The 25023-nt window shown below is 68.6% G+C and carries 21 protein-coding genes; 8 read left to right on the top strand and 13 right to left on the bottom strand.

Annotated elements, in window-relative coordinates; genetic code table 11:
• Nucleotides 1-3: 3 nt before the first annotated feature.
• Nucleotides 4-711 carry a DnaJ C-terminal domain-containing protein gene (locus V6S85_RS15155; RefSeq protein WP_334349428.1) on the top strand — a complete coding sequence of 236 codons (708 nt, stop codon included), beginning with the start codon at nucleotides 4-6 and terminating at the stop codon, nucleotides 709-711.
• 4 nt (nucleotides 712-715) lie between these two features.
• Here the strand turns inward: V6S85_RS15155 and V6S85_RS15150 are convergent, their stop codons facing one another.
• The 5 genes from V6S85_RS15150 to V6S85_RS15130 all read right to left on the bottom strand — a co-directional run bounded on the left by V6S85_RS15150 (nucleotide 716) and on the right by V6S85_RS15130 (nucleotide 3832).
• Nucleotides 716-1138, bottom strand: coding sequence for a hypothetical protein (locus V6S85_RS15150; protein ID WP_334349427.1), 423 nt, complete (start codon nucleotides 1136-1138; stop codon nucleotides 716-718).
• On the bottom strand, nucleotides 1138-1953 hold the full coding sequence (locus V6S85_RS15145) for a TIGR02587 family membrane protein (protein WP_334349426.1): 816 nt from the start codon (nucleotides 1951-1953) through the stop codon (nucleotides 1138-1140). The genes V6S85_RS15150 and V6S85_RS15145 overlap by 1 nt, the downstream gene beginning before the upstream one ends.
• A 68-nt stretch (nucleotides 1954-2021) precedes the next feature.
• On the bottom strand, nucleotides 2022-2492 hold the full coding sequence (locus V6S85_RS15140) for a hypothetical protein (RefSeq protein WP_334349425.1): 471 nt from the start codon (nucleotides 2490-2492) through the stop codon (nucleotides 2022-2024).
• Entirely contained in the window at nucleotides 2493-2846 is a 354-nt protein-coding gene (locus V6S85_RS15135) for a DUF6152 family protein (RefSeq protein WP_116488170.1), read from the bottom strand. It lies immediately after the preceding gene.
• A 71-nt stretch (nucleotides 2847-2917) separates the two neighbouring features.
• A complete protein-coding gene (locus tag V6S85_RS15130; RefSeq protein ID WP_334349424.1) occupies nucleotides 2918-3832 on the bottom strand; it encodes a DUF2268 domain-containing putative Zn-dependent protease in 915 nt (304 codons plus the stop codon).
• Between the two features lie 198 nt (nucleotides 3833-4030).
• Here V6S85_RS15130 and V6S85_RS15125 point away from each other — a divergent pair, with 198 nt between their 5' ends.
• The 4 genes from V6S85_RS15125 to V6S85_RS15110 all read left to right on the top strand — a co-directional run bounded on the left by V6S85_RS15125 (nucleotide 4031) and on the right by V6S85_RS15110 (nucleotide 8499).
• On the top strand, nucleotides 4031-4447 hold the full coding sequence (locus tag V6S85_RS15125; RefSeq protein ID WP_334349423.1) for an organic hydroperoxide resistance protein: 417 nt from the start codon (nucleotides 4031-4033) through the stop codon (nucleotides 4445-4447).
• Entirely contained in the window at nucleotides 4444-4893 is a 450-nt protein-coding gene (locus V6S85_RS15120; RefSeq protein WP_116565211.1) for a MarR family winged helix-turn-helix transcriptional regulator, read from the top strand. Before V6S85_RS15125 ends, V6S85_RS15120 begins: the two co-directional genes overlap by 4 nt.
• A 205-nt stretch (nucleotides 4894-5098) precedes the next feature.
• Nucleotides 5099-6739: an NAD(P)/FAD-dependent oxidoreductase gene (locus V6S85_RS15115; RefSeq protein ID WP_334349422.1), complete on the top strand. Its 1641-nt coding sequence runs from the start codon at nucleotides 5099-5101 to the stop codon at nucleotides 6737-6739.
• A 212-nt stretch (nucleotides 6740-6951) separates the two neighbouring features.
• On the top strand, nucleotides 6952-8499 hold the full coding sequence (locus V6S85_RS15110) for an ATP-binding protein (RefSeq protein ID WP_334349421.1): 1548 nt from the start codon (nucleotides 6952-6954) through the stop codon (nucleotides 8497-8499).
• Nucleotides 8500-8769: 270 nt separating this feature from the next.
• On the opposite strand, the gene ahpF is transcribed toward V6S85_RS15110, so the two are convergent.
• The 5 genes from ahpF to V6S85_RS15085 form a co-directional block, all read right to left on the bottom strand.
• On the bottom strand, nucleotides 8770-10350 hold the full coding sequence (ahpF, locus tag V6S85_RS15105; protein WP_116565205.1) for an alkyl hydroperoxide reductase subunit F: 1581 nt from the start codon (nucleotides 10348-10350) through the stop codon (nucleotides 8770-8772).
• A gap of 136 nt (nucleotides 10351-10486) precedes the next feature.
• On the bottom strand, nucleotides 10487-11050 hold the full coding sequence (gene ahpC / locus V6S85_RS15100) for an alkyl hydroperoxide reductase subunit C (protein ID WP_116565203.1): 564 nt from the start codon (nucleotides 11048-11050) through the stop codon (nucleotides 10487-10489).
• Between the two features lie 102 nt (nucleotides 11051-11152).
• On the bottom strand, nucleotides 11153-11332 hold the full coding sequence (locus V6S85_RS15095) for a hypothetical protein (RefSeq protein ID WP_133244714.1): 180 nt from the start codon (nucleotides 11330-11332) through the stop codon (nucleotides 11153-11155).
• Between the two features lie 240 nt (nucleotides 11333-11572).
• Entirely contained in the window at nucleotides 11573-13501 is a 1929-nt protein-coding gene (locus V6S85_RS15090) for a sialate O-acetylesterase (RefSeq protein ID WP_334349420.1), read from the bottom strand.
• A 147-nt stretch (nucleotides 13502-13648) separates the two neighbouring features.
• On the bottom strand, nucleotides 13649-16105 hold the full coding sequence (locus V6S85_RS15085; protein WP_334349419.1) for a glycoside hydrolase family 3 protein: 2457 nt from the start codon (nucleotides 16103-16105) through the stop codon (nucleotides 13649-13651).
• Nucleotides 16106-16241: 136 nt separating this feature from the next.
• Here V6S85_RS15085 and V6S85_RS15080 point away from each other — a divergent pair, with 136 nt between their 5' ends.
• The 3 genes from V6S85_RS15080 to V6S85_RS15070 are packed head-to-tail and all read left to right on the top strand — an operon-like array spanning nucleotide 16242 to nucleotide 20658.
• Complete coding sequence (locus tag V6S85_RS15080) at nucleotides 16242-18209, top strand: glycoside hydrolase family 97 protein (RefSeq protein WP_334349418.1); 1968 nt, start codon at nucleotides 16242-16244, stop codon at nucleotides 18207-18209.
• Nucleotides 18210-18211: 2 nt separating this feature from the next.
• Nucleotides 18212-19852, top strand: coding sequence for an alpha-L-fucosidase (locus V6S85_RS15075; protein WP_334349417.1), 1641 nt, complete (start codon nucleotides 18212-18214; stop codon nucleotides 19850-19852).
• Nucleotides 19853-19902: 50 nt separating this feature from the next.
• Complete coding sequence (locus tag V6S85_RS15070; RefSeq protein ID WP_116565191.1) at nucleotides 19903-20658, top strand: SDR family NAD(P)-dependent oxidoreductase; 756 nt, start codon at nucleotides 19903-19905, stop codon at nucleotides 20656-20658.
• 133 nt (nucleotides 20659-20791) lie between these two features.
• On the opposite strand, the gene V6S85_RS15065 is transcribed toward V6S85_RS15070, so the two are convergent.
• From V6S85_RS15065 to V6S85_RS15055, 3 genes are all read right to left on the bottom strand, one after another.
• Nucleotides 20792-23065 (bottom strand): TonB-dependent receptor, encoded by a 2274-nt coding sequence (locus V6S85_RS15065; protein ID WP_334349508.1) that lies wholly within the window; start codon nucleotides 23063-23065, stop codon nucleotides 20792-20794.
• A gap of 188 nt (nucleotides 23066-23253) precedes the next feature.
• Nucleotides 23254-24300 (bottom strand): DUF3667 domain-containing protein, encoded by a 1047-nt coding sequence (locus V6S85_RS15060; protein WP_334349416.1) that lies wholly within the window; start codon nucleotides 24298-24300, stop codon nucleotides 23254-23256.
• Between the two features lie 133 nt (nucleotides 24301-24433).
• Nucleotides 24434-24976 (bottom strand): UTRA domain-containing protein, encoded by a 543-nt coding sequence (locus V6S85_RS15055; protein ID WP_116565187.1) that lies wholly within the window; start codon nucleotides 24974-24976, stop codon nucleotides 24434-24436.
• Between the last annotated feature and the right edge of the window lie 47 nt (nucleotides 24977-25023).

The following is a 25023-nucleotide window of genomic DNA, read 5'->3' as shown; positions in this document are numbered from 1 at the left end:
GGCATGACCGCCGCCTCGGCCCCTTCCCTGTCCCTTTCCGCCGCCCGCGCGATCCTGGGCGTCGCGCCCGGCGCCGACGAGCGCGAACTGCGCGCGGCCTATCGCGAAGCCGCCAAGCGCGCCCATCCGGATCGTCCTGGCGGCGACACGGCCCTGTTCCGCGACGTGCTGACCGCCTATCGCATGCTGCAAGGCGTCGAGCCCCCGGCGGGCCTGGGCTTTCCGCCCGCCACCGTCCAGACCCCGGCCATGCCGAGCCAGGCGGTGCTGGAGATCGAGCCGGCCTTCGCCTTCCTCGGCGGGGCTCTTGAAACCGAGGTCGGCGGCCGACGCCTGCGCCTGACCCTGCCGGCGGGCCTGCGCCACGGCGACACCGTGCGCGTCGGCGAGACCCTGCTGATCGTCCGTATCAAGGCCGATCCGGCCGCGATGGTGCGTGGCCACGACCTGTGGCTGACCGTGCGCCTGGACGCCAAGGTGCTGGCCGAGGGCGGCCGCGTGGAGCTGGACACCGTCATCGGCCCGCGCACCGTGTGGATCTCGACCAAGGCCGCCGAACGGGGCCTCGTCAGGTTGAACGGCCAGGGCCTGCCGGCCCGCGCCGCGCACACCGCCGGCGACCTGTTCCTGCGCCTGGAGCGCACCGGGGCCGTGCACGAGAGCGCCGCCCGCTCGCAGCTGAAACGCTTCGCGGCCGCCTGGGCGGCCTGATCCCTCACGAGGCCTCGGCGAAGCCCTTGGCCCGCAGCACGAGGCGACCCGCGCGCGGATCGTGCTCGAACACCAGCCCGCCGCTGACCCGCGACTGTTCGGGGATGTAGTCCAGCGTCGCCTGCGCGGTTTCCGGCTCGCCCTGCCCGCTCAGCACGCCCTCGACCGTCACCTGGGCGGCGGAGGATCCCCCGTGGTTGATCGCCTCGACCTGCGTGACGAAGCCGTGCGGCGTGGGCGTGACGGCGACGAGCCGTACTTCGATCTCCGGCGGCGAGCGCTCGCCCGTCAGCGCGTCCCAGCCGACGAAGCCGATGGCGACAAGGGCGCAGACGAGGCCGATCGCGGCCGAGATCCACTCCAGCAGCGGCGGCTCGCTGCGCGGCGACGGCTTGGCGGCCCGGCGGGACTTGCTCGCGGTGGCCATCAGACCACCAGCCGCGCGGTGGCCGCGCCCAGAGCGGCCGGAAAGGCCAGGACGATGGTCATGGTGGCGATCTCGTGCGGGGCGACGCCGTCGGTGCGTCCGAAGGTCCACAGCAGGTAGAGGCTGACGATGAGCGCCACGCCATAGCCGGGCGCGGTGAAGCCGACGAAGGTGCGCAAGGGTCCGCCCGCCTCGCGCCGGCGGCTCTCGCCCGGAAACCCCAGGCGGTAGACGAAGACGTGCAGCAGCAGCACCGACAGCGCCATCAGCAGCAGGGCCTGAAGCGGGCCCATCTGGTAGGCGATGAGGATCATCTCCTCGGTGGGGGCGACGGTGAAGGCCAGGAACAGCGCGCCCACGGCCATCAGGAAGATCTCGCCCAGGGTTCCGGCGCGTTCCTTCTGGCGCGCGCTGGGAGCGCCCTCGCCCAACTGCTTGCCGGCGACCAGCGCGCCGATGGCGCCGGGCACGGCGCAGAGCGCGACCTTGCCGAGGTCGGCCTGGAAGGACAGCCCGCTTCGCCCCAGGACGCCGAACACTCCCAGCAGCACCGCCGCCAGCAGGAAGCCGACGCCGAAGGCGGCCAGGGCGTCCAGCACCTCGTCCTTCAGGTGGAAGGTCGGCTCGAAGCCGGCGTAGTACGACAGTCCCAGCAGCATGGGCAGCGACAGCAGCAGGAAGGCCAGCAGGCGTACGCGCTCGACGGCCATGCCCAAGGACCACATCTCCATGGTCATCAGCAGCGGGAACGAGAACAGCAGGGCCCCGCCGAACGCGCGGGCCAGGGCGCGGCCATAGGCGGCGTTGGCGTCCAAGGCGGCTCCTTCCGTGATCGCCCATCCAACGGCCAGGCTTGAAGCGCGGTTCCGCCGGACCTCGACAGTCAGGCGTAGGCGATCAGCCGGCCCAGGGCGCCGACCGCGATCCAGGCCAGGAGCGAGGCCAGGGCCATGATCCGCGCGACGGGCGGCGCGGCGCCGTCCCATGACGAGAGCCGCCGCCCCCAGAGCAGGCGAAAGGCGACGGCGTTGACCAGGGCCGCGGCGATCAGGGCGAGCTTCCAGCGAAACACCGTCGAACGCGCCAGGGCTTCGGCGTCGGCGGCGAACAGGACAAGGCCGCTGGGAGCCATCAGCACGAGGCCGACGACCGCCAGCGGCGTCAGGACGCGCGACAGGGCGACCACGGGCAGCGCCCGAAACGCGCCGGCCAGCCTCAGGTCGAGCAGGCCTATGGCGCCGACCAGCAGCACCAGGCCGGCCAGATGCAGCAGGTTGGCCAGCGGATAGGCGTAGGCCGAGCCTCGCGCCCAGGCCCCGAAGCCGGAGTCCTGCAGCGCCGCGACCAGCTCCACCTAGCGCAGCTCGACCGTCTTGCCGTCGGCGGTGACGCGCTCGATGCGCATTTCGGCCACGCCGTCCTTGCGCGGATAGCCCTCCAGCGTGACCGGCTTGCCCGAGGTCAGCATCTCGCGCGCGAGGCCCCGCGCCTCCATGCGCGCCACCGGGGCCAGGACCACGTCCCAGACCTTGCCGGCGTGGCGCACCTTGGCCGCGCCGTGGGGATTGCCCCAGGTGACGTCGGTGACGGGCGCGGTGATCTTGATCACCTGCTCGGCGTCGTAGGCGCTCCAGCCGTGATGGGCCAGGGCGGCGGCGGGAACGACGAGCACGACGGCGGCCGCCGAGAGCGGCATGAGCCTGAACATGGTCTCACCTCTTCAACGCCCCGACCGGCGAAGTGGGACACGAAGCGGCGACGGGGGCAAGCGCCCCGCGGTCACTCCAGCGTCATCCCCGGCGTCCAGCCGCTGGCGGCGAGCAAGGCGCGGGCGTCCGAGACGGTGAGGATCTCGCGCAAGGCGGCCCGCTTGTCCTTGGCGTTGGCGTAGTAGGCCTTGGCGATGCGGTAGCCGGTCCAGTAGCCGAGGTCGGCGGGCTTTTCGGGCGTGGAGTTGTAGAACCAGGCCGACAGGTCGGTCTTGTCGAGGTCGGCGGCGAAGGCGGTCTCGATCTCGCGCTCGCGTCCCTTGGTCAGGGGCTCGAAATAGACGTAGGCGGGCCGGCCGACCAGCAGTTCGGTGACGAACTCGGCCCCGCCCTCGAGCAGGGCGGCCTCCAGCACGGTGGGCTTTTCCTTCTCGGTCAGCAGCGGGTTCTGCTGGGCGTGGGCGTATTCGTGGACCAGCACGCCGACGAAGCGGCCCTCGGTGTCGGGGTTCATGAACTCGGTGGCGCACAGGGCCTCGAGCCCGACCTGGACGCCGGTGACAGGGCTGCCGATCGCCACCGGCTTGCCGCGGCCGACCGCCACGGTCACCGAGGGCGCGCGCGCCTGCGGATAGAGCGCCGTGAACTTCTCCAGGGCCGCGTCCACCCGCCCCTTCACCTTGGGCAGGACCCCAGCGCAGGCGCGGGCCTTCTGGTAGAGTTCTGGCCGGGCGGCGATGGCTTCGGCCAGCCGGGTCGCTGTGGTGCGGCGGGCGACGAAGAAGGTGCGCAGGCCCGGCGAGCCGGCGTCGATATAGCCGGCCTGCAACTGTTCGGCGCTCGGACGGCCGCCTGAGGCGTCGTAGAGGCGGTAGAAGAGATCGACGTCGGCGGTGTCGAGGCTCGCGCCCGCGCCCTTCGTCCAGGCCGGGCTGGCCAGCGCCATCGCAGCCGCAAGGCCGGCCGTCATCATCCAGGATCGCACGCGCCCCTCCCCTTGGTTCTTGTCTGGGCGGCGAAACTGGCTCGTCGGAGGCCCCAAGATCAAGCGCTCCGCGGCGAAACGGACCAGGACGCGTCAGCAGCCTTTTCCGGGGCGCGGAGAAAAATCGCGACAGGGCCCTTGAAGTTATATCGCGCACGATTAAATCGTTCTCACTAATTCAATCGCAGGAGCGAACCGATGAGCACTCTCTACCAAACCCGCGCCACGGCCACCGGCGGTCGCGAAGGCGGCGTCCGCAGCGACGACGGCCTGCTGGACGTGCGCCTGGCCATGCCCAAGGCCCTGGGCGGCAAGGAAGACGGCACCAACCCCGAGCAGCTGTTCGCGGCCGGCTACGCCGCCTGCTTCCAGAGCGCCATGGCCTTCGTGGCCCGCCAGAAGAAGATCCCGCTGACCAGTTCGACCGTCACCGGCGTCGTGGGCCTGGCCGCCCAGGAAGTCGGCTTCAAGCTGGAAGTGGCGCTGGACGTCGAAACCCAGGGTCTTTCGCAGGAAGAAGCCGAAGCCCTGGTTGCCATGGCGCACCAGGTCTGCCCCTATTCCAACGCCACCCGCGGCAACATCGATGTCGCCCTCAACGTAAAGGCTGCATGACCTCGGACGCCGACAAAGCCCTGGACAAAGCGGTCGAGGTCTTGCGCCTCGACCGCCAGCTCTGCTTCGCCCTCTACAGCGCGGCCAACCGGGTCACGCGCCTGTACCGGCCGCTGCTGGACGCCCTGGGCCTGACCTATCCGCAGTACCTGGCCATGCTGGTGCTGTGGGAGCACAGCCCGCGCACCGTCGGCGAGATGGGCCAGGCGCTGGACCTGGAGTCCAGCACCCTGACCCCTCTGCTGAAACGGCTGGAGAGCGCGGGCCTGATCGCGCGCAGCCGCGACCCCGACGACGAGCGGCGGGTCATCATCTCGCTGACCGACGCCGGCGACGCCATGCGCGACCAGGCCCTGGACGTGGCCGAGCAGTTCTTCTGCAAGCTGGACACGCCGTTGCCCGAACTGGTGGACCTGCGCGAGCGGCTGAAGCGGCTGGCGGTTTAGCCTATCTCCCCCTTCCCCCTTGATGGGGGGAAGGGTCGGGGATGGGGGTGGTTGCTGAGCTGGCGGCCGTGCGCGGCGTCCACCGCCGAGGTCACCCCCACCCCTGCCCCTCCCCCATCAAGGGGGAGGGGAGCGCTTTATGCTGAAGCGCGGGCGAGGCCCCTGCCCCATGGCGCACGCGCTCGCGACCGGCTAAACCCGCGCCATGCTGCGCCTTTCCGAACTGAAGCTGCCCCTGGACCATCCGCCGGAGGCCATGGCTCCGGCCATTTGCGCGCGCCTGGGCGTCGACCCGGCCGACCTACTGGAGATCAAGCTCTGGCGGCGGGCCCACGACGCCCGCAGGAAGAGCGCGATCCTGATGGTCTATACGGTCGACATCGCCCTGCGCGACGAGGCCGCCGTTCTGGAGCGCTTCAAGGGCGACAGCCAAGTGCGCCCGACGCCCGACACCGACTACCGCTTCACGGCCCGCGCGCCGGAAGGCTTCGACGGCCCGCGCCCGGTGGTCATCGGCGCCGGCCCCTGCGGCCTGTTCGCCGGCCTCGTGCTGGCCCAGATGGGCTTCAAGCCGATCATCCTCGACCGCGGCAAGGTGGTGCGCGAGCGCACCAAGGACACCTGGGCCCTGTGGCGCAAGAGCGAGCTGAACCCGGAGTCGAACGTCCAGTTCGGCGAAGGCGGCGCGGGCACCTTCTCGGACGGCAAGCTCTACAGCCAGATCAAGGATCCGCGCTTCCTGGGCCGCAAGGTGCTGGAGGAGTTCGTCGCCGCCGGCGCGCCCGAAGAGATCCTGACCGAGGCGCACCCCCACATCGGCACCTTCCGCCTGGTGCACATGGTCGAGAACATCCGCGCCCTGATCGAGGGCCTGGGCGGCGAGTACCGCTGGCAGCACCGGGTGACCGACTTCGAGATCGAGACCGGTGAGGACGGCGCCCGCAAGCTCAAGGGCCTGCATCTTTCGACCGGCGAGTACCTGGAGACCGAGCACGTGGTGCTGGCCGTCGGCCACAGCGCCCGCGACACCTTCGAGGTGCTGCACGATCGCGGCGTCCACATCGAGGCCAAGCCGTTCTCGATCGGCGTGCGTATCGAGCATCCGCAGTCGTGGATGGACAAGGCCCGCTTCGGCGCCTGCGCCGGCCATCCGGACCTGGGCGCGGCCGACTACAGCCTGTCGCACCACTGCGCGAACGGTCGCACGGTCTACAGCTTCTGCATGTGCCCCGGCGGCACGGTGGTGGCGGCGACCTCGGAGCCGAACAGGGTGGTGACCAACGGCATGAGCCAGTATTCGCGCAACGAGCGCAACGCCAACTCCGGCTTCGTCGTGGCCATCGATCCCGAGCGCGACTATCCGGGCCACCCGCTGGCCGGCGTCGAGTTCCAGCGCAAGTGGGAAAGCCTAGCCTTCACCGCCGGCGGCGGCGACTACAAGGCCCCGGCCCAGAAGGTCGGCGACTTCCTGGCCGGCCGTCCGTCCGAGGCGCTGGGCGAGGTCTCGCCGTCCTACAAGCCGGGGATCAGGATGACGGATCTGGCCGAATGCCTGCCGCCGTTCGTGCTGGAGGCCATGCGCGAGGCCCTGCCGGTGTTCGGCCGCCAGATCGCCGGCTACGATCATCCCGACGTGCTGATGACCGGGGTCGAGACCCGCACCTCCTCGCCGATCCGCATCACCCGCGGCAAGGACGGCCAAAGCCTCAACACCGCCGGCCTGTTCCCGGCTGGCGAAGGCGCGGGCTATGCCGGCGGCATCCTGTCGGCGGGCGTGGACGGCATCAAGGCGGCCGAGGCCGTGGCCGCGGCCTATGTGGCCAAGGGCTGGGCGACGGGGGTTTAACCCCTCTCCCATCTCTCCATTCCTGTCCTTGCGGCGGGCATCACGTCCGAACAGTTCTTCGAATACCGAAACCCAATTCAGCTATCGCCAAAAGAGCATTTCAAACATCAGCCCCATTTGCGCGATCACACATGCAATGGATTGCGGATATTGGAATTTAACCTTGATGCGCTAGGCTGAAATCTAGTCGGCGTTTCGGGGACTTCGATCAAATGGCTGAGGCATCGGCTCGCGACGCTCTGCTGGTGGACGCCAGCACCTTCTTCGAGGTCTCGCTAGACCTGCTGATCATTCGGGATCTGGAGGGGACGGTGCTGAAGGCCAGCCGGTCGTGGCAGACCAAGCTGGGCCATCGCCCCGAGGACATGGAGGGCCAGCCCCTACTGCGCCTCGTCCATCCCGACGACATGCCCGGCACGCGCGACAGCGTCGTCGAGGTCGAGAACCGCAAGGACGGCGATCCGGTCCGGGGCTTCATCAACCGCTATCGTCACGCCGACGGCCACTACCGGACGCTGGAATGGCGGGCCCAGCGAGCGGGCGACCGGATCTACGGCGTGGCGCGCGACGTCACCGACCGGGTGGCGGCCGAACGGCAGCTGATCGAGGCCAAGGCGGCGGCCGAGGCCGCCAACCGCGCCAAGAGCGACTTCCTGGCCAATATCAGCCACGAGATCCGCACGCCGCTGAACGGCGTCATAGGCATCGTCGACGCCCTGTCACGCACCGCGCTCAGCCCCGAGCAGGCCGAGATGATCGCCCTGGTCCGCGACTCCGGTGCGACGCTGGAACGACTGGTGTCGGACTTCCTGGACGTCTCGAAGATCGAGGCGGGCCAGCTTCAGCTGGAAAAGCGCTCGTTCAACCTCGACCAGGCCCTGCGCCCGGGCGTCGAGGTGATGCGCCGCCGGGCCCAGGAGAAGGGCCTCTCCTTCGCCATCGAGCGCCCGCCGATCACCGGCGGCCGGCACCTGGGCGATGGCACGCGCCTGAGCCAGGTGATCGGCAACCTGCTGTCGAACGCCATCAAGTTCACCGAAGCGGGCGGGGTCACCCTGCGCGTCGCGGCCGCCGAGGCCAACGGCGAGACCCACCTGACCTTCGAGGTCGAGGACACCGGCATCGGCTTCGACGCCGAGCAGGCCACGAACCTGTTCACCCGCTTTGGCCAGGCCGACGAGTCGATCAGCCGCCGCTTCGGCGGCACCGGCCTGGGGCTCGCGATCTGCCGCTCGCTGGTCGAGATGATGGGCGGCGAAATCTCGGCGACATCGCAGCCCGGCGTCGGCAGCCGCTTCACCTTCTCGCTCAGCCTGCCGCGCCTGCAGGAGGCCGTGGAGGTCAGCGCCGAGCCCCCGCCGCCCGAGCCGATCGCCCTGCCCGATCATCCGCTGCGCGTGCTGCTGGTCGAGGACCATCCGACCAACCAGCGGGTGGCCCAACTGATCCTGGCCACCCAGGGCGCCGACGTCGTCACCGTCGGCGACGGCTTCGAGGCGGTCGCCGCCTTCGGGGACGGCCGCTTCGACATCGTGCTGATGGACATGCAGATGCCGCGCATGGACGGCCTGACCGCCACGCGGGCCATCCGCGCCCTGGAGGTCGAGCGCGGCGCGACGCGGACGCCGATCATCATGCTCAGCGCCAACGCCCTGATGAAGCACCGCAACGAGGCCCTGACCGCCGGCGCCGACCTGCACGTGGCCAAGCCGATCACGGCGGCAAACCTGCTGGCGGGCATCCAGGCGGCGGTGGGGTGAGTTTTCGGGATCCCTCTCTCTGAGAGAGAGGGCCGGGCCCGCCGCGCAGCGGTGGGAGGGTGAGAGGTTTCACCGCCGGCCGGCAAGCCTCCTGAACGACCCCTTTATAGTCATCCCGGATAAGCCCGCAGGCTCTCCGGGATGACGAGCGCTTTGGCTTTGATCTCTGAGGCGGCGCCCCATCCGGCGAGACTGTTGCCTCTCACCCTCCCACGCCTTGCGGCGCGGGCCCCTACCTCTCTCAAAGAGAGAGGGAAAGGGAACGGCCGATCAGGCCGCTTCCGCCTGCTCCGCGGGAAGGCGGATCAGGTAGTCGAAGGCCGACAGCGAGGCCTTGGCGCCCTCGCCCATGGCGATGATGATCTGCTTGTACGGCGTGGTGGTCGCATCGCCGGCCGCGAAGACGCCCGGCATCGAGGTCTCGCCGCGGTAGTCGACCTCGATCTCGCCGCGGTTGCTCAGGGCGACGTTCGAGTCCTTCAGCCACTCGGTGTTGGGCACCAGGCCGATCTGCACGAACACGCCTTCCAGGTCGACGCGGTGAGCCGTGTCGTGGTTGCGGTCCTTGTAGGACAGGCCGTTCACCTTGGCGCCGTCGCCGTGGATCTCGGTGGTCATGGCCGAGGTGACGATGGTGACGTTGGGCAGGCTGGCCAGCTTGCGTTGCAGCACCGCGTCGGCGCGCAGCTGGCTGTCGTACTCGATCAGGGTGACGTGGGCGACGATGCCGGCCAGGTCGATGGCCGCCTCGACGCCGCTGTTGCCGCCGCCGATCACCGCTACGCGCTTGCCCTTGAACAGCGGGCCGTCGCAGTGCGGGCAATAGGCCACGCCCTTGTTCTTGTACTGCGCCTCGCCGGGCACGTTGACGTTCCGCCAGCGGGCGCCGGTCGACAGGATCACGGTGCGCGACTTCAGGCTGGCGCCGTTCTCGAGCTTGACCTCGATCAGGCCGCCCTGGGTCTTGGGAGCCACCAGGCCGACGGCCTTCTGCAGGTTCATCACGTCGACGTCGTACTGCTTGACGTGCTGTTCCAGCGCCGTGGCCAGCTTCGGGCCCTCGGTGTGCTGCACCGAGATGAAGTTCTCGATGGCCATGGTGTCGAGCACCTGGCCGCCGAAGCGTTCGGCGGCGACCCCGGTACGAATGCCCTTGCGGGCGGCGTAGACGGCCGCGGCCGCGCCGGCGGGACCACCGCCGATGACCAGCACCTCGAAGGCGTCCTTGGCCTTGATCTTCTCGGCGGCGCGGGCTTCGGCGCCGGTGTCGAGCTTGGCCAGGATCTGCTCGACATCCATGCGGCCCTGGCCGAACGGCTGGCCGTTCAGCAGGATGGTCGGAACGGCCATGACCTGGCGCTGTTCGACTTCCGCCTGGAACAGCGCGCCGTCGATGGCGACGTGGCGGATGCGCGGGTTGAGGGCGCTCATGGTGTTCAGCGCCTGCACCACGTCGGGGCAGTTCTGGCAGGACTGCGAGAAGTAGGTCTCGAAGCTGTAGTCGCCGTCCAGGCCCTTGATGCGCTCGATCACCTCGGCGTCGAGGCGCGGCGGATGGCCGCCGACGTGCAGCAGGGCCAGCACCAGCGAGGTGAACTCGTGGCCCAGCGGCAGGCCGGCGAAGCGGACATCAGCATCGCCAGAAGCGCGGGTGATGGCGAACGAGGGCTTGCGGGCGTCGTCGCCCGAGAGATCGAGGCTGACCTTGTCGGACGTCGCGGCGACGTCTTCCAGCAGGGCCAGCATATCCTTGGAGCCCTTGTCCTCACCCAGCGAGGCGACCAGTTCGATCGGCTGGCGCAGGTTCTGCAGGTAGGTGCTCAGTTGGGTCTTCAGACCAGCGTCCAGCATGACGGGCTCCCAGAAAACTAGGGGGAGGAGGAAGTGCGTTCGAATGTCGGGGGAGGATCGAACGCGGCGAACGATCGGAGGGTTGCGCCGCCGCCCCAGAAGGAGCGGAGCGGCGGCGCGGGCAGTTCAGGTCGTCTTAGATCTTGCCGACGAGGTCGAGCGAGGGGGCCAGGGTCTTTTCACCCTCTTCCCACTTGGCCGGGCAGACTTCGCCCGGGTGCGAAGCCACGTACTGGGCGGCCTTGATCTTGCGGAGCAGTTCGATGGCGTTGCGGCCGATGCCTTCGGCGGTGACTTCCATGAACTGGATCACGCCTTGCGGGTCGACCAGGAAGGTGCCGCGGTCGGCCAGGCCGATGCCCGGACGCATGATCTCGAAGTTGTTGGTGATCGCGCCCGACGGGTCGCCGACCATGGTGTACTTGATCTTGCCGATGGCCGGCGAGCTGTCGTGCCAGGCCTTGTGCGAGAAGTGGGTGTCGGTCGACACGGCGTAGATCTCGACGCCCAGGCGGGTGAAGACGTCGTAGTTGTCGGCCAGGTCTTCCAGCTCGGTCGGGCAGACGAAGGTGAAGTCGGCCGGGTAGAAGAAGAAGACCGACCACTTGCCCTTGGTGTCGGCGTCGCTGACCGTGACGAACTTGCCGTCCTTGTAGGCCTGGGCGGTGAAGGGTTTGATCTCGGTGTTGATCAGCGACATGGGACGCTCCGTTGGAAAAGGATGCGTCGTAGGTATCGCGATGCAGCAAATAGGTCCAATCGATAAAATCAGTTCCGAAGATAGATCTGTCCTATCTCGGTTTCAGGACGCCTTCCGATCAAGCTGAGCTTTGGCGGGGGCTTGTGGCGCATAGGGTTCGACAACGGGCAGGCAGCGCACCAGCACCTCCACGGTGAGCTCGCGGTCGGTGATGATCGGCGGCGCCTCACCGAACACCGATCGCCAAAGTTCGGCCAGTTCTTCGCAGGTGCGGTCGGTCAAGCAGCGGGCCTCCTTCCGGAGAAGGAAAGCCTTATGGCGCAAGGGGTTGCTGGTTAATAAGCGGGGCTGGAGCCCATTTTCGCCCCCTCCCCCTTCTCCCGTCATTCCCGCCCTTGTGGCGGGAACCCCTCTGTCAGCCGCACGAGCAGAGGGGCGACGTGCTTAGCACGTCGCTTGCTCCTCACCTGCAAACGGACCCAGAGGTTCCCGCCACAAGGGCGGGAATGACGGGAGGTGGGGTCAGCGCACTGGGATTTCGAACGGCGTCGCCGGCAGGCGGTTGTGGCCATGGAGGTTCAGCACCGGACTGTCGGCCCAGGCGAAGCGGACTTTCACGGCGGCATAGCCGGTCGGGACCGCCAGGCGGACCTTGTCGCCCTCCACCGCCGCGTCGACGAAACGGCACGCCTCGGCGGCCTCGCAGAGTTCGAACCCGGCCGGACGTCCCGAGCCGTAGACCACCGCCGGCTGGTCGAGCTTGACGACGATGTCGGCGCCGTCGCGCACCGCCGAGACCGGCGCGGGCCCGGAGGCGTTCAGGACCTCGCCATAGGCCAGCTTGCGGGCGAGGCCGGAAAGGCGCAGGCCGACCTGCAGCTTGTCGGCCGGGTGGATGTCGTAGGGCGAACCGAGGTCGACGGCCGAGGCCAGGCCCGTCTTGGGATCGGCGGCGACGGTGCGGCGCTGGACGTCGCGCAGTTCGGCCCACCGCGAGACGGCCGGCTTGTCGACCTGCGGGCCGAAGGCGGCCAGCTGCACCATCAGGAACGGCGCGCCGGGGGCGTCGAAGGCTCGGCGCCAGTCGGCGATCAGGGCCGGCATCAGCCGGGCGTATTCCTTGGCCTCGGTGACGTTGGCCTCGCCCTGGTACCAGGCGAAGCCCTTGACGGCGTAGGGCGCCAGCGGGGCGATCATGCCGTTGTGGAGGGTCGACAGGCCCGAGGTTCCCAGCCACGGCGCGTGCGGCGGCAGGCCGGTGTCCGACAGCTTCGTCGAGACCTTGTAGCGCCAGGTTCCGCTCAGCGGGACAAACGAGCCGTCGGCCAGCTTCAGGCCCTTGTCCTTGGCGGGGCCCCAGGCGCCGCCGCCGCCGCCAACGTCGATGGCGCGCACGGCGATCACGTTGCGGCCGGCCTTCAGGGTTCCGGCCGGCACGGCGTAGGCGCGCTTGAAGTCCCAGCCCTCCTGCGAGCCGACCTGGCGGCCGTTGACGAAGCTGGTGTCGATGTCGTCGACCGGCCCCAGCACCAGGGTCGCCCCTTGCGCCGCCTGGGCCTTGGTCAGGGCGATCTCGGCGCGCAGCCAGATCGTGCCGTCGAAGGTTTCCAGGCCCGGATTGGTTTCCCAGAACTGCTCGGCCGGCATGGTGGTCCAGGCCCGGTCGTCGAAGTCGGGCCTGGCCCAGCCCGCCGCATGCGGCTCGACCCTGGCGGCCCAGCGGTCGAGCATCGCGCCCCAGCGGGCCATGCCCTTGGCGGGATCCTTGGCGTAGTCGGCCAGCACCGACAGGCCCTCGTCATAGCCGCCCAGCGCCTTCAGCCCCTGGCCGCTGATCCAGTCCTGGATGATCGACCCGCCCCAGGTGGCGTCGATCAGGCCGACCGGCGCATGGGTGCTCTTGCGGATGTCGCGGCCCATGAAGAAGCAGGCGGCCGAGAAGTTGTTGGCGCTCTCGTAGCTGGAGACCCTCCAGGCGGCCTGGGCGGGCAGCGTATCGGTCGGATTGGGCAGGCTGGTGCGGCCGGTCTGCAGCAGGCGCACGTGCGGGTCGGTCGCGCCGGCCGCCTCGGCCTCGCCGTTGAGCGCGCGGCGCAGCGGGTACTCCATGTTCGACTGGCCCGAGCACAGCCAGACGTCGCCCATCAAGAGGTCGGAGACGGTCTGGGTCGCCTCGCCCGCCTTGACGGTCAGGGTCAGGGGCTGGCCGGTCGCCGGACGGGCGTCGAGCAAGGCGACCCAGCGACCCTTGGCGTCGGCCGTCGCCAGGCCCTGCTCGCCTGACAGGTCGAGGGCGACGACGGCATTGGGCGCGGCCATGCCCCAGACCCGGATCGGCTGGTCGCGCTGGAGCACGGCGTGGTCGGTGAACACCGAGGCCAGCAGCGGCGCGGCGGCGGCGGGGCCGGCGAAGGCCAGGGCGGCGGCCCCGGCGAGCAGGTGACGGACCACGCTATGTCTCCTGGTGAGCAATTCTGGGAAGCCGATATCCTCGTCCTTCGACAAGCTCAGGATGAGGATATCTACTGCGACGCCGGACATGACCCTCATCCTGAGCTTGTCGAAGGACGAGGGTCACGCAACGCATCTGACGGGGACCTAGTCCGCCTTGGCCGGGCAGGTCGTGCCGGTCGGGTCGGTGGTCAGCTTCACGCCGCTGATCGAGACCGTCAGGGTCCCCGCCGTGGCCAGCGAGAACGGGGCCTCGACCTTGGTGACGTCCGTGCCAGCGGCCTGGAAGCACTTCAGCGGCACCTTCAGGCTGGTCCACTCGCCGGCCTTGGCGCCCGAGAGCACCGAGGTGACGTCGAGCTTGCCGGCGCCGATGGAGAGGGTCGTCTTGGCCGACGGGGCGGCGTCGACGCGCCAGTTCACCTGCAGGGCGATCTCGGCATTGGTCTGGAAGGCCAGGTCGAAGGCCTTGTCGGCGGCGATCTCGGCGGCGGCGGGCACGCCGCCCGCGAAGGTCAGCTGGCGACCGGCCTCCTGCACGTTGCCGGCGTCGACCGGCTTGATGTGCACCGAGGTGGTCGGCAGCAGGCGGAACTCGAACGGCGCCGGGGTCTTGCCGCCGACGAAGTAGTTGCTGTCGTTGGCCGCGATAGCGGTGACGCCCGAGACTTCCGACAGCTTGGGCAGGGTCCGGCCGGCCTTGTAGGTCAGGCCATAGCCGTAGGCGAACAGGGGCGAGTGGGTCTTGTCGCCCTTGTTCAGCGAGAACTGCGCCGCGGTCTTGGGCCAGCTGAACGACAGCTTGCCGCCAAAGTCGCGGCGCGGCTTGCCGGCCGCGTCGCCCACCAGCACGTCGGCGATCCCGCCGCCTTCCGAGCCCGGCAGCCAGGCGGCGACGAAGGCGTCCGAGGCGTTCAGCTCGGGGTTCACCCACAGCGGACGGCCCGACAGGAACACAGCCACCACCGGCACGCCGGCGGCCTTCAGCTTCTTCAGGAGCGCCAGATCGGTCTTGTCGCCCGGCTGGTATTCCAGGGTCTTCAGGTCGCCCACGCCCTCGGCGTAGGGCTGCTCGCCGAACACCACGATGGCGACGTCAGGCTTGTCGGAGAAGCTGCCGTCGACGCTGAGGGTGGCGCTGCCGCCCGAGGCCTCGACCGCCTCCTTGAAGCCCGAATAGATCGACTGGGCGTTGGGGAAGTCGCTGTTCTTGTTGTCGGTGCCCTGCCACGACAGGGTCCAGCCGCCCGACTGCTGGCCGATGTCGTCGGCGCCCGAGCCAGCGACCAGCACCTTCGCGCTGGCCTTGATCGGCAGCACGCCGCCGTTGTTCTTCAGGAGCACCAGCGACTTGGCCACGGCCTCGCGGGCGATGGCGCGGTGGTCGGCGTTTCCGAGCACGCCCTCGCGGCCTTCCCACGGCCGGTCGGCGCGGAACAGGCCCAGCTTGGCCTTCACGCGCAGGATGCGGCGCACGGCGTCGTCGATGCGGGCCATCGGCACCTCGCCCGACCTGGCCTGGGCCAGCAGGTTGTCATAGAGGCCCTTCCAGCTGTCGGGGGCCATGTACATGTCCAGGCCCGCATTGGCGGCCTGGGCGCAGTTGGTCGGAGTGCAGCCCTCGACCTGGCCGTGGCCGTTCCAGTCGCCGACGATGAAGCCGTCAAAGCCCATGCGGCCCTTCAGCACGTCGGTCAGCAGCGACTTGTTGCCGTGCATCTTCTGGCCGTTCCAGCTGTTGAACGAGGCCATGATGGTCATGGTCCCGGCGTTGATGGCCGGGACGTAGCCCTGGGCGTGCAGGCGGATCAGTTCGCCTTCCGAGACCTGGGTGTCGCCCTGGTCCTTGCCGTTGGTGGTGCCGCCGTCGCCCAGGAAGTGCTTGGCGCTGGCCGCCACGTGGCCCTTCTGCAGGGCCTGGCCCTCGCTGACGGCGCCCTGCAGGCCCAAGATCATCTCGCGGGCGTACTGGCGGACGATCTCGGGGTCTTCCGAATAGCCCTCGTAGCTGCGGCCCCAGCGGTCGTCGCGCGGCACGGCCAGGGTCGGACCGAAGGCCCAGTCGAAGCCTGACACCGCTGTCTCCTGGCCCGTGGCGGCGCCGATCTTGCGGATCAGTTCAGGATCCCGGGCGGCGCCCAGGGCGATGTTGTGCGGGAAGAGCGTGGCGCCGACGAGGTTGTTGTTGCCGTGCACGGCGTCGATGCCGAACATCAGCGGGATGTTGGTCCCGCCGCGCTGGGCGGCGGCGTCGCGGAACGCCTTGACGGTGTCGACCCAGGGGCCGACCGGCGAGCGGTCGGGCGCGCCAAGGGGCGGCGAGCTGCCGCCGGCCAGGATCGAACCCAGCGGATAGGTCTTGAGGTCCTCGGCCTTGATCGAGGCGGTGTCGGCCTGGATCATCTGGCCGATCTTCTCTTCCAGCGTCATCTTGGCCAGCAGGCCATCGACAAAGGCTTCGGTGGCAGGATCGACCAGGCCCTGGCTCTTGGCCGCGGGCCACAAAGCCGGATGGGCGGTGCTCTTGGGTCCGTCGGCGGCGAAGGCCGGGGCCGACAGAAGGGTGGTCGCCATCAGCGCGATGGTCAGGGTCCTGGTGTTCATGCTCCCCCGCTCTTCCTTGCTTTGGGCGGTCTGGAAGCCGCCTGGATGTTACCGGTATCGAAAGCTCGACGCCGATGCATACACGGTCTAATTAATACGACAAACACTGAGACAACGAATTTTAGGGAGACGTTGCATGGGGGTCGTTCGGAGCGCCTTGCTGGCTGGAGCCGCATTGACAGCGCTGTATGGCACGAAAGCCTCCGCCGAAACCCGCACTCTCTCCTCCCCTGACGGCGCGATCTCGATCCAAGTCTCCGACGAGTCGGGACAGGCGCGCTACGCCGTCAGCTACAAGGACAAGACCCTGATCGCCCCCTCGGGCCTGGGGCTCGAACTCTCGAAAGGCGGCCGCTTTTCCTATGGCGTGAAGATCGTCGGCGCCGAGACGTCGAGCGGCCAGGACGCCTACGACCTGCCCGCCGCCAAGGTCAGCCGCGTCTCCCAGAAGCGCAACGAACTGGCCGTCGACTTCCAGGAAGAAGACGGCCGACGCTTGCGGGTAATCTTCCGCGCCTACGACCAGGGCGTGGCCTTCCGCTATGTGCTGCCCCAACAGGAAGCGACGGCGGCCACCAACGTCAACGACGAGGTGACCGGGTTCTCGTTTCCCAAGGACTACGGCTGCTGGGGCCTCAACCTCGGCAAGTTCGGCACCAGCCACGAGGGCGAGTTCGACGCCGTCCAGGCCTCGAAGTTCCGCGAGCACAACCTGTTCGACGCACCCCTGGTCTGCCAGGGCGACAACGCCGCCTTCGCCCTCGCCGAAGCCGACCTGAAGGACTGGGCGGGCATGTACCTGACCGGTCGGGGCGACGGGCGCCTAGGCCTGTCGGTCAAGCTGTCGCCGCGTCTGGACGGATCGGGCGCGGCGGTGAAGACCCGCCTGGGCGCCGACGTCGTCTCGCCCTGGCGGGTGATCATGATCGCGCCCAAGGCCGGCCAGCTGGTCGAGAACACCCTGCTGACCACGCTGAGCGCGCCATCGGTCGTCGCTGACGCCAGCTGGATCAAGCCGGGCAAGGCCGCCTGGGACTGGTGGAACGGTCCGGCGCTGAAGGCCGTGCCCAATGCGGGCATGAACCCACAGACCATCAAGGCCTATATCGACTTCGCCGCGGCCAACGGCCTTGAATACATGCTGATCGACGAGGGCTGGAACGTCGGGGCCGGCGGCGCCTCGGTGGTGCGTCCAGGTGTCGACGTCACCCGCCCCAAGCCCGAACTGGACCTGCCGGGCCTGATCGCCTACGGCGCCGACAAGAAGGTCGGCGTCTGGCTGTGGCTGAACTGGAAGGCGCTGGACGCCCAGATGGACGAGGCCCTGACCCTCTACGAGCAGTGGGGGATCAAGGGGATCAAGGTCGACTTCATGGACCGCGACGACCAGCAGATGGTCGACTTCTATCACCGCCTGCTCAAGCGCGCGGCCGAGCATCACCTGATGGTCGACCTGCACGGCGCCTATCACCCGACGGGCCTGATCCGGACCTACCCGCATTACCTGACGCAGGAAGGCGTGCTGGGGGCGGAATACAACAAGTGGAGCGCGCGGATCACCGCGACCCACAACGTCAACCTCGCCTACACCCGCATGCTGCTGGGGCCGATGGACTACACCCCCGGCGGCTTCCGCAACGTGGAGCCCGCCAAGTTCGAGCCGCGCGACAAGCTGCCCTTCGTGCAGACCACGCGCGGCCAGGCGCTGGCGATGTTCGTGGTCTACGACAGCCCGTTCACCATCGTCGCCGACAGCCCCGACACCTATGCCGAAAGCCCGCAGGGCCTGGACTTCGCCGCCGCCGTGCCGACCACCTGGGACGAGGTGCGGTTCGTGACCGGCGAGATCGGCCAGTCGATCGTGATCGCCCGTCGCAAGGGCGCCGAATGGTGGATCGGCGCGCTGAACAACGAGACCGCCCGGACGGTGAAGGTTCCGCTCGATTTCCTCGGCAAGGGCGCGTGGAAGGCCGATGTCCGCCAGGACGGCGCGACGCCGACCGCTATCGAGGGTTCGAATCCATCCGTCTCCGCCACCTCGACCCTGACCCTTAAACTCGCCGCCAGCGGCGGCGCGGCCGCGCGCCTGACGCCGGTCCAGTAGAGATGAGCTCGTCCATGCCCTTCACCCGCCGCGCGCTTCTGGGCGCGACCGCCGGCCTCGCCGCCTCGCCCGCCCTGGCCGCATCGCAAGGCAAAATGAGCCGCGGTCCCTTCAAGGCGTCCTGGGAGTCGCTGGCGGCCGGCTACAGGACGCCCGACTGGTTCCGCGACGCCAAGCTCGGCATCTGGTCGCACTGGGGCCCGCAATGCGTGCCCGAGTACGGCGACTGGTACGGCCGGCAGATGTACCAGCAGGGCAACCCGTTCTACGAACACCACGTGAAGACCTACGGGCACCCGACCCAGTTCGGCTTCATGGAGTTCATCCCGCGCTGGAAGGCCGACGCCTGGGATCCCGAAGGCCTGATGAAGTCCTATGTCGCCGCCGGGGCGAAGTTCTTCATGTCGATGGCCAACCACCACGACAATCTCGACCTGTTCGACAGCCGCCACCACGCCTGGAACTCGACGCGCGTGGGCCCCAGGCGTGACATCGTCGGGACCTGGGAGAAGGTCGCGCGCCGTCACGGCCTGAAGTTCGCCGTCTCCAACCATGCCGCCCACGCCTGGCACTGGTGGCAGACCGCCTACGGCTACGACGCCGAAGGCCCGCTGAAGGGCCAGCGCTACGACGCCTTCCGCCTGAGGAAGGCCGACGGCAAGGGCAAGTGGTGGGAGGGCCTGGACCCGCAGGAGCTCTATACCGGCCCCAACATGGTGATCCCCGACGGGATGAACTCGATCGCGCAGGCCAACGCCTGGCACGACAAGCACGACGGCGAATGGCTGGAGACCCCGCCGCCGAACAACCCCGCCTTCGTGCGCAATTGGCTGCTGCGCCAGAACGACCTCGTCGACCGCTACAAGCCCGACATGGTCTATTTCGACAACTACGCCCTGCCGCTGGGCCAGGCGGGGCTGGAAGCGACGGCGCACTTCTACAACAACGCCATGCGCCAGTTCGGCCGCACCGACGTGGTGGTTACCGGCAAGAAGCTGACGCCCTTCCAGCGCAAGGCGATCGTGGAAGACGTGGAGCGCGGCTTCTCCGACCGCCTGCGCGACGAGCCCTGGCAGACCGACACCTGCATCGGCAACTGGCACTACGACCGGGGGCTCTATGAGCGCGACGGCTACAAGACCGCCAGGGACGTGATCCAGCGCCTGACCGACGTGGTCAGCAAGAACGGCACGCTGATGCTGTCGATCCCCCAGCGCGGCGACGGCTCGATCGACGACAAGGAAGCCAGGGTGCTGGCCGACATGGCCGGCTGGATCGCCGTCAACGGCGAGGCGATCTACTCCACCCGCCCGTGGAAGATCTACGGCGAGGGCCCGACGCGCCTGGTCGAAGGCATGCAGAACGAGGGCGACGCCAAGCCATTCGAGGCCCGCGACATCCGCTTCACCACCAAGGCCGGCGCGCTCTACGCCCTGCCGCTGGTCGAGCCGGGCCGCGAGATGGTGATCGAGAGCCTGGCCCTCGGCGCGCCGCATGCTGGCGGCGAAGTGCGCAGAGTGTCGCTGCTGGGCGGCGATCCGCTGGAGTTCAAGCGCGACGACAAGGGCCTGAAGATCACCCTGCCCGAACGCCGCCCGGCCTTCACCCCGGTGGTGAAGATCGAAGGTCCGGGGCTGGCCTAAGCCTTTCAAACGCCCGTATGCTTCCTTTCGAAACCGAGGGAGCATACGCCATGACCGATCTTTCCGGCCGCACCGTCCTGATCACCGGCGCCTCGTCGGGCATCGGCGCGAACCTGGCGCTCGCCGCCGCCAAGGCCGGCGCGCGGGTGGCGGTGGCGGCGCGACGGGCCGACAGACTGGCGACCCTGGTCGGCGAGATCGAGGCGATCGGCGGGACGGCCCTGGCCGTCTCCATGGACGTCGAGGACGAGGCCTCGGTGATCGCCGCGTATGACGCGGTCGAGGCCGCCTGGGGCGCGCCGAACTCGGTGATCGCCAACGCCGGGATCAATGTCCGCGCCTCGGCGCTGGATATCGCCATCGAGGACTTCGACAAGATCCTGGGCGTCAACACCCGAGGCGTGTTCCTGACCGCCCGCGAAGGCGCGCGGCGGATGATCAAGGCCGGGGTCGAGGCGCGCGGCCGGGTCGTGCTGGTGGCCTCGATCGGCGCCCACAAGGTGCTGCCGGGCATCACCGCCTACTGCGCGTCCAAGGCCGCCACGGCCCACATGGGCAAGAGCCTGGCCCGCGAGTGGGCCAGCAAGGGCATCAACGTCAACGTTCTCTGCCCCGGCTACATCCGCACCGAGCTGAACGACGCCTGGTTCGACAGCGAAGGCGGGCAAAAGCTGGTGGCCGGCTTCCCGCGCAAGCGGCTGATGGATACCGGCGACCTGGAGGCCACCGCGCTGTACCTCGCCTCCGACGCCTCGCGGGCGGTGACGGGGTCGGTGTTCACGGTGGATGACGGGCAGTCGCTGTAGGGCCGCCCCAACCATCCGTAAAATCCCCGCGAAAGCGGGGATTTTACGGGGAAAGAGAACACTCCCCTCCCAGAAACGAAAACGCCCCCGAACCGAAGCTCGGAGGGCGCTCTTCTAGTGCGTCAGTTCGGGATCAACGCAGCTTGGCGCTGAGCGAAATGCCGACGATGCGCGGCTCGTTGTAGACGGCCGCCATGTAGTTCTCGATCACGCCCTTGAGGTTCTTCTCGTTGGTGATGTTGCGGCCGAACAGGGCGACCTCGTAGGCGCCGTTGCCGCCTTCGTAGCCGAGCTTCAGCCCGCCTTCGAAGTTGCCCTTCGAGTAGAACTCGGCCGTGTCGTAGAGCACGAAGTTCGTATAGCCCTGCTTGTTCCAATCGGTAGCGGCGAACAGCTTGCCGTCGGCGCCCACCGGCAGCTCGTAGCGCGCCGTGAAGCTGAGGTTGTACTCGGGCGCGTTGGGCAGCGGCTGGCCGTCGATCTGGGTGAAGTAGTTCGTGCCGAAGGCGCCCGGGATCGCGATCGTCGGCGTCTTGACCGTGCAGACCACCACGCTGTTGAGCGCGCAGACCTGGGCGTAGACCCGCTTGTCGTTGATCTCGCTGTGCAGCAGGCTGAGGCCCGCCGTCAGGGTCAGGTTGGCGATCGGCCGCCATTCGGCGTCGGCTTCCATGCCGTAGGCCTTGGCTTCATCGGCGTTGAACAGCACGCCGTTGCCGTTGGCGTCGTTGCCGTTCAGCTGGATGTCGCTGACCTTGTAGGTGAAGGCCGAGGCGTTCAGGCGCAGGCTGTTGTCGAGCAGGACGCTCTTGAAGCCCGCTTCCCACGACAGGATCGTCTCGGAGTCGGCGGTGGTGAAGTCGGAGTTGAACACCGCCGAACGGCCCTGGATGGTCGGACCGCGGAAGCCCTTGGCCACGCGCGCATAGACGCTGAGGTCGGGGTTCACTTCGTAGAGGGCGCTCAGGTCCCAGCTGGGCTGCTCGTCCGACAGGCGCACGAAGCGACGGCCCGCATAGGTGTCGGCGCCGGCGGCGGTCAGCGAGGTCTTGGCCAGGCGGGTCTTCTTGGCGTCGTAGGTATCGCGCGCGCCGGCCGTGATGGTCAGGGCGTCGGTCACCTTGTAGCTGACCTGGCCGAACAGGGCCCACGAGGTGTTGAGTTTGTTCAGGCGCACCCAGTTGTTGGGATTGCGGGCGGCCACGCCGGTGTTGAGGAAGTAGCCGCGCTGGTAGAAGTCGGTGGTGTCGCGCGAGTCGAAGTACAGCGCGCCGACCTGCCACTTCAGGCGGTCCTCGCCGTTGCTGGCCAGGCGGATTTCCTGGGTCAGCTGGTCGAGGTCGCGGACCTGGCCCATCGACTGGCCGAAGCCGTTGGCCACGCCGCCGACCGGGAAGTTGGCGCCGGCGCCGCCGTCGGTGTCGCCGCGGCTGTAGCCGCTGGTGGTCTCGTAGGCGCTGATCGAGGTCAGGGTCATGCCGCCGAAGTCGTAGGCGACGTTCAGCGAGGCGCCCTTGGTGTCATAGGCCTGCGGATTGTCGTGCGCCTCGTCGTAGGCGACGCTGTCGCGCGGGGCGGTGACGACGTTCGAGCCCTTCTTGATGGCGTTGCGCAGGAAGAGGGTCGAGGTGCCCTCGTAGTTGCGCACGTGGGCCGAGGCCAGGACCGTCAGCTGCTCGGTCGGCTTGGCCAGGATCTGCAGGCGCGCGTCCTTCTCGTCGAAGCCGCCCATGGCGTTCTTGCGCGGGGTGACGGTGCCGTCGAGGCTCGTGCCGGCGAAGGTGTTGTCCACCCAGTCGTCGCGGTGCTGGTACAGGGCCGAGACGCGGAACATCAGCTTGTCGCCGGCGATCGGGCCGCCGATGCCGCCGTCGAAGGTGGTCGTGCCGTAGGTGCCGTACGAGGCGCTGGCGCGGCCCTGGAAGGTTTCCGACGGGCGGATGGTGTCGAACTTGACGATGCCGGCGGTGGTGTTGCGGCCGAACAGCGAGCCCTGCGGGCCGCGCAGCACTTCAACCTGCTGGACGTCGAACACCGGGTTCGACTTCAGCACCACGTGCTCGAGGACGACGTCGTCCTGGATGATCGACACCGGCTGGGAGGCGCCGAGGTAGAAGTCGATGTTGCCCAGGCCGCGGATGTAGAAGCGCGGGAAGATGCGGCCCGTCGTGGTCTCGGCGTAGAAGCTCGGCACCTTGCCCGACAGCGAGATGATGTCGTCGCCGCCGCCCTGGATGGCGCGCAGCTGGTCGCCCGCGACCACGCCGACCGACACCGGCGTATCCTGCAGGTTCACCGAGCGGCGCTCGGCGGTGACGATGATCTCTTCGAGGCTGGTGGAGTCAGCGGCTTCCTGGGCGTTGGCGGCGACGCCGAACGCGAGCGCGCCGAGCGCGCTGGTCAGCATCAGCGCCGACCGGCCGAAGGTGGTCTTGGACAAGAAGTAATCCCCTTTTTACGTATAAGCGGCTGCGGTTGTTGATTATTTCCGCAACACGCCGTTCGGATATCAGGAGCTTGCAAAGCTGTCATGACACCCCTCGCGGACGGCCGGGGATAAAGTCCGTCCGCGAACAATAAATCGGCAGACCGCCGTCAGATCTGCGACAGCCCCAGCCACAGCAGGCCCAGCAGCAGGAAGACGAACGCCATCTGGGTGGTCACCCAGACGACGCCTGTCTTCAGCACCGCGCCGAAGATGTTGGAGCCGTAGACGCCGCGCAGGGTCTGGAACAGGTTGACCGGGGCCCAGAGCAGCGCCACGAGGACGCCGATCTCGCTCACCGGGCGCGGCAGGATCAGCACCACCGCCCACAGCAGGAAGATGAACGACAGGTAGTTCATCGAGACGATCAGGTGATCGTACATGAAGAACTTCCGCCGGTAGAAATAGCAGCCGGCCAGGGCCAGGGCGAGGATCGGCAGCAGGAACACCGCCAGCCTGTGCCCCCAGCCGAAGACCACGGCCATGAAGTAGCCGGGCGTGGCGACGGCCTTGTTCAGCTGGGTGGTCAGCCATTCGGCCTTGGCCTTGTCCTTGGTCAGCGCGTCCTTGCTGGGGCCCACGAACCGAAGCTTCGTGCCGTCCTTGCCGACCGTGAGGACGCCGTCCTCCTGAAGCTCCTTGGCGGTTTCGGCCGACGCCTGGCTCGCCGCGCCGCCAGCCTCGCCATGAGCCGCCTTGCCCGCCTCGCCGTGAGCCGCCCCGGCCGGAGCCGCATGCCCGGCGGGGTGCTGCGCATCGTGCACCGCCTTGTGGATCACCGTCTCGGCCGAGAGGATGAACAGCAGCAGCGAGACCAGGAACAGCCGGAACGGCGGCACGTGCCGGGCGCGCTTGCCGTCGAGATACTCGCGGCTCAGCGTGCCGGGGCGGACGAACAGCCACGGCAGGGTGCGCCACAGGCGGCCGTCGAAGTGGAACATCCCCTCGATGGCTTCCCAGGTGACGTGCAGGATCGACTTGTGGTGATCCGCGGCTTCCTGGCCGCAGGCGTGGCAGTAGTGCCCGACCAGTTCGGTCTCGCAGTTGTCGCACTTGGTCCCGGCCGGCGGCGCGGGATGGCTGGAACGCCCATCCGACTTGAACCGCGCCATCCAACCGCCCAGCGCCCCGCCGGTGATCGCCTCGAGTTCCTTCACGCCACGTCCCCACGCACGCCCCAAGCGCGATTCAGCCCGCGCTCGCGTGCTGATGTACGACAGCTTGGGCGTGCATGCACGAGGGGAACGGTCGCGACCGGCGATCCGGTCGCCGTCGCCCAACCAACGGGCGTCAGTCGAGGTAGTCCCAGTAGGCCTTGCCTTCCAGGGTGCGCAGTTTCAGGCCAACGGCGCATTGTTCGAGATTGAAGAAGATCTGGTGCTCGCGATCGGCCGCCTCATGCCGGTAGACCAGCGCGGGAACGCCGGCGCTGGCCTCCAGAAGTCCGGCCTCCTCGGCCTGGCAAGGCAGGGCGCGCGTATCGGAGAAGGCCAGCTTGGCGTGATCGGCGGCGATGCCTGGCATGGCGTTCCAGGCGCGCAGCGGATCGGCGAAGGTCCGCTCGGACGACCCTAGCGCCGCGAAGACCAGGCTGTCCTGGATGACGCGCTTCTCGACCAGCACCGGCTTGCCGTCCAGCAGATGCAGGGCCCGCAGGTGCAGCACCCTTCGTTCGACGGTGTTGGTCCTGTCGACCGTGAAATCGAACATGCGGTGGATGACGTCGAGGATTCTCACCTCGCGCCGCGGCGGGTCCGGCGAGCCGTCCCAAAGGTCGAGGCCCGGCGGGCGCATCTCGGCGGCCGGCAGCAGTTTTAGGGTCGGCTCGGTCACGGTGATAGTCCCCCTCGAAGTCCGCTTGCCAGCGGCTCGCCCGAAGG

Origin of the sequence: Caulobacter sp. CCNWLW153, assembly GCF_036889365.1 — a bacterium.
Taxonomy (GTDB): domain Bacteria; phylum Pseudomonadota; class Alphaproteobacteria; order Caulobacterales; family Caulobacteraceae; genus Caulobacter; species Caulobacter radicis.
Note: the sequence above shows the minus strand (reverse complement) of the source record. Positions and strands in the feature narration are given on the sequence as shown.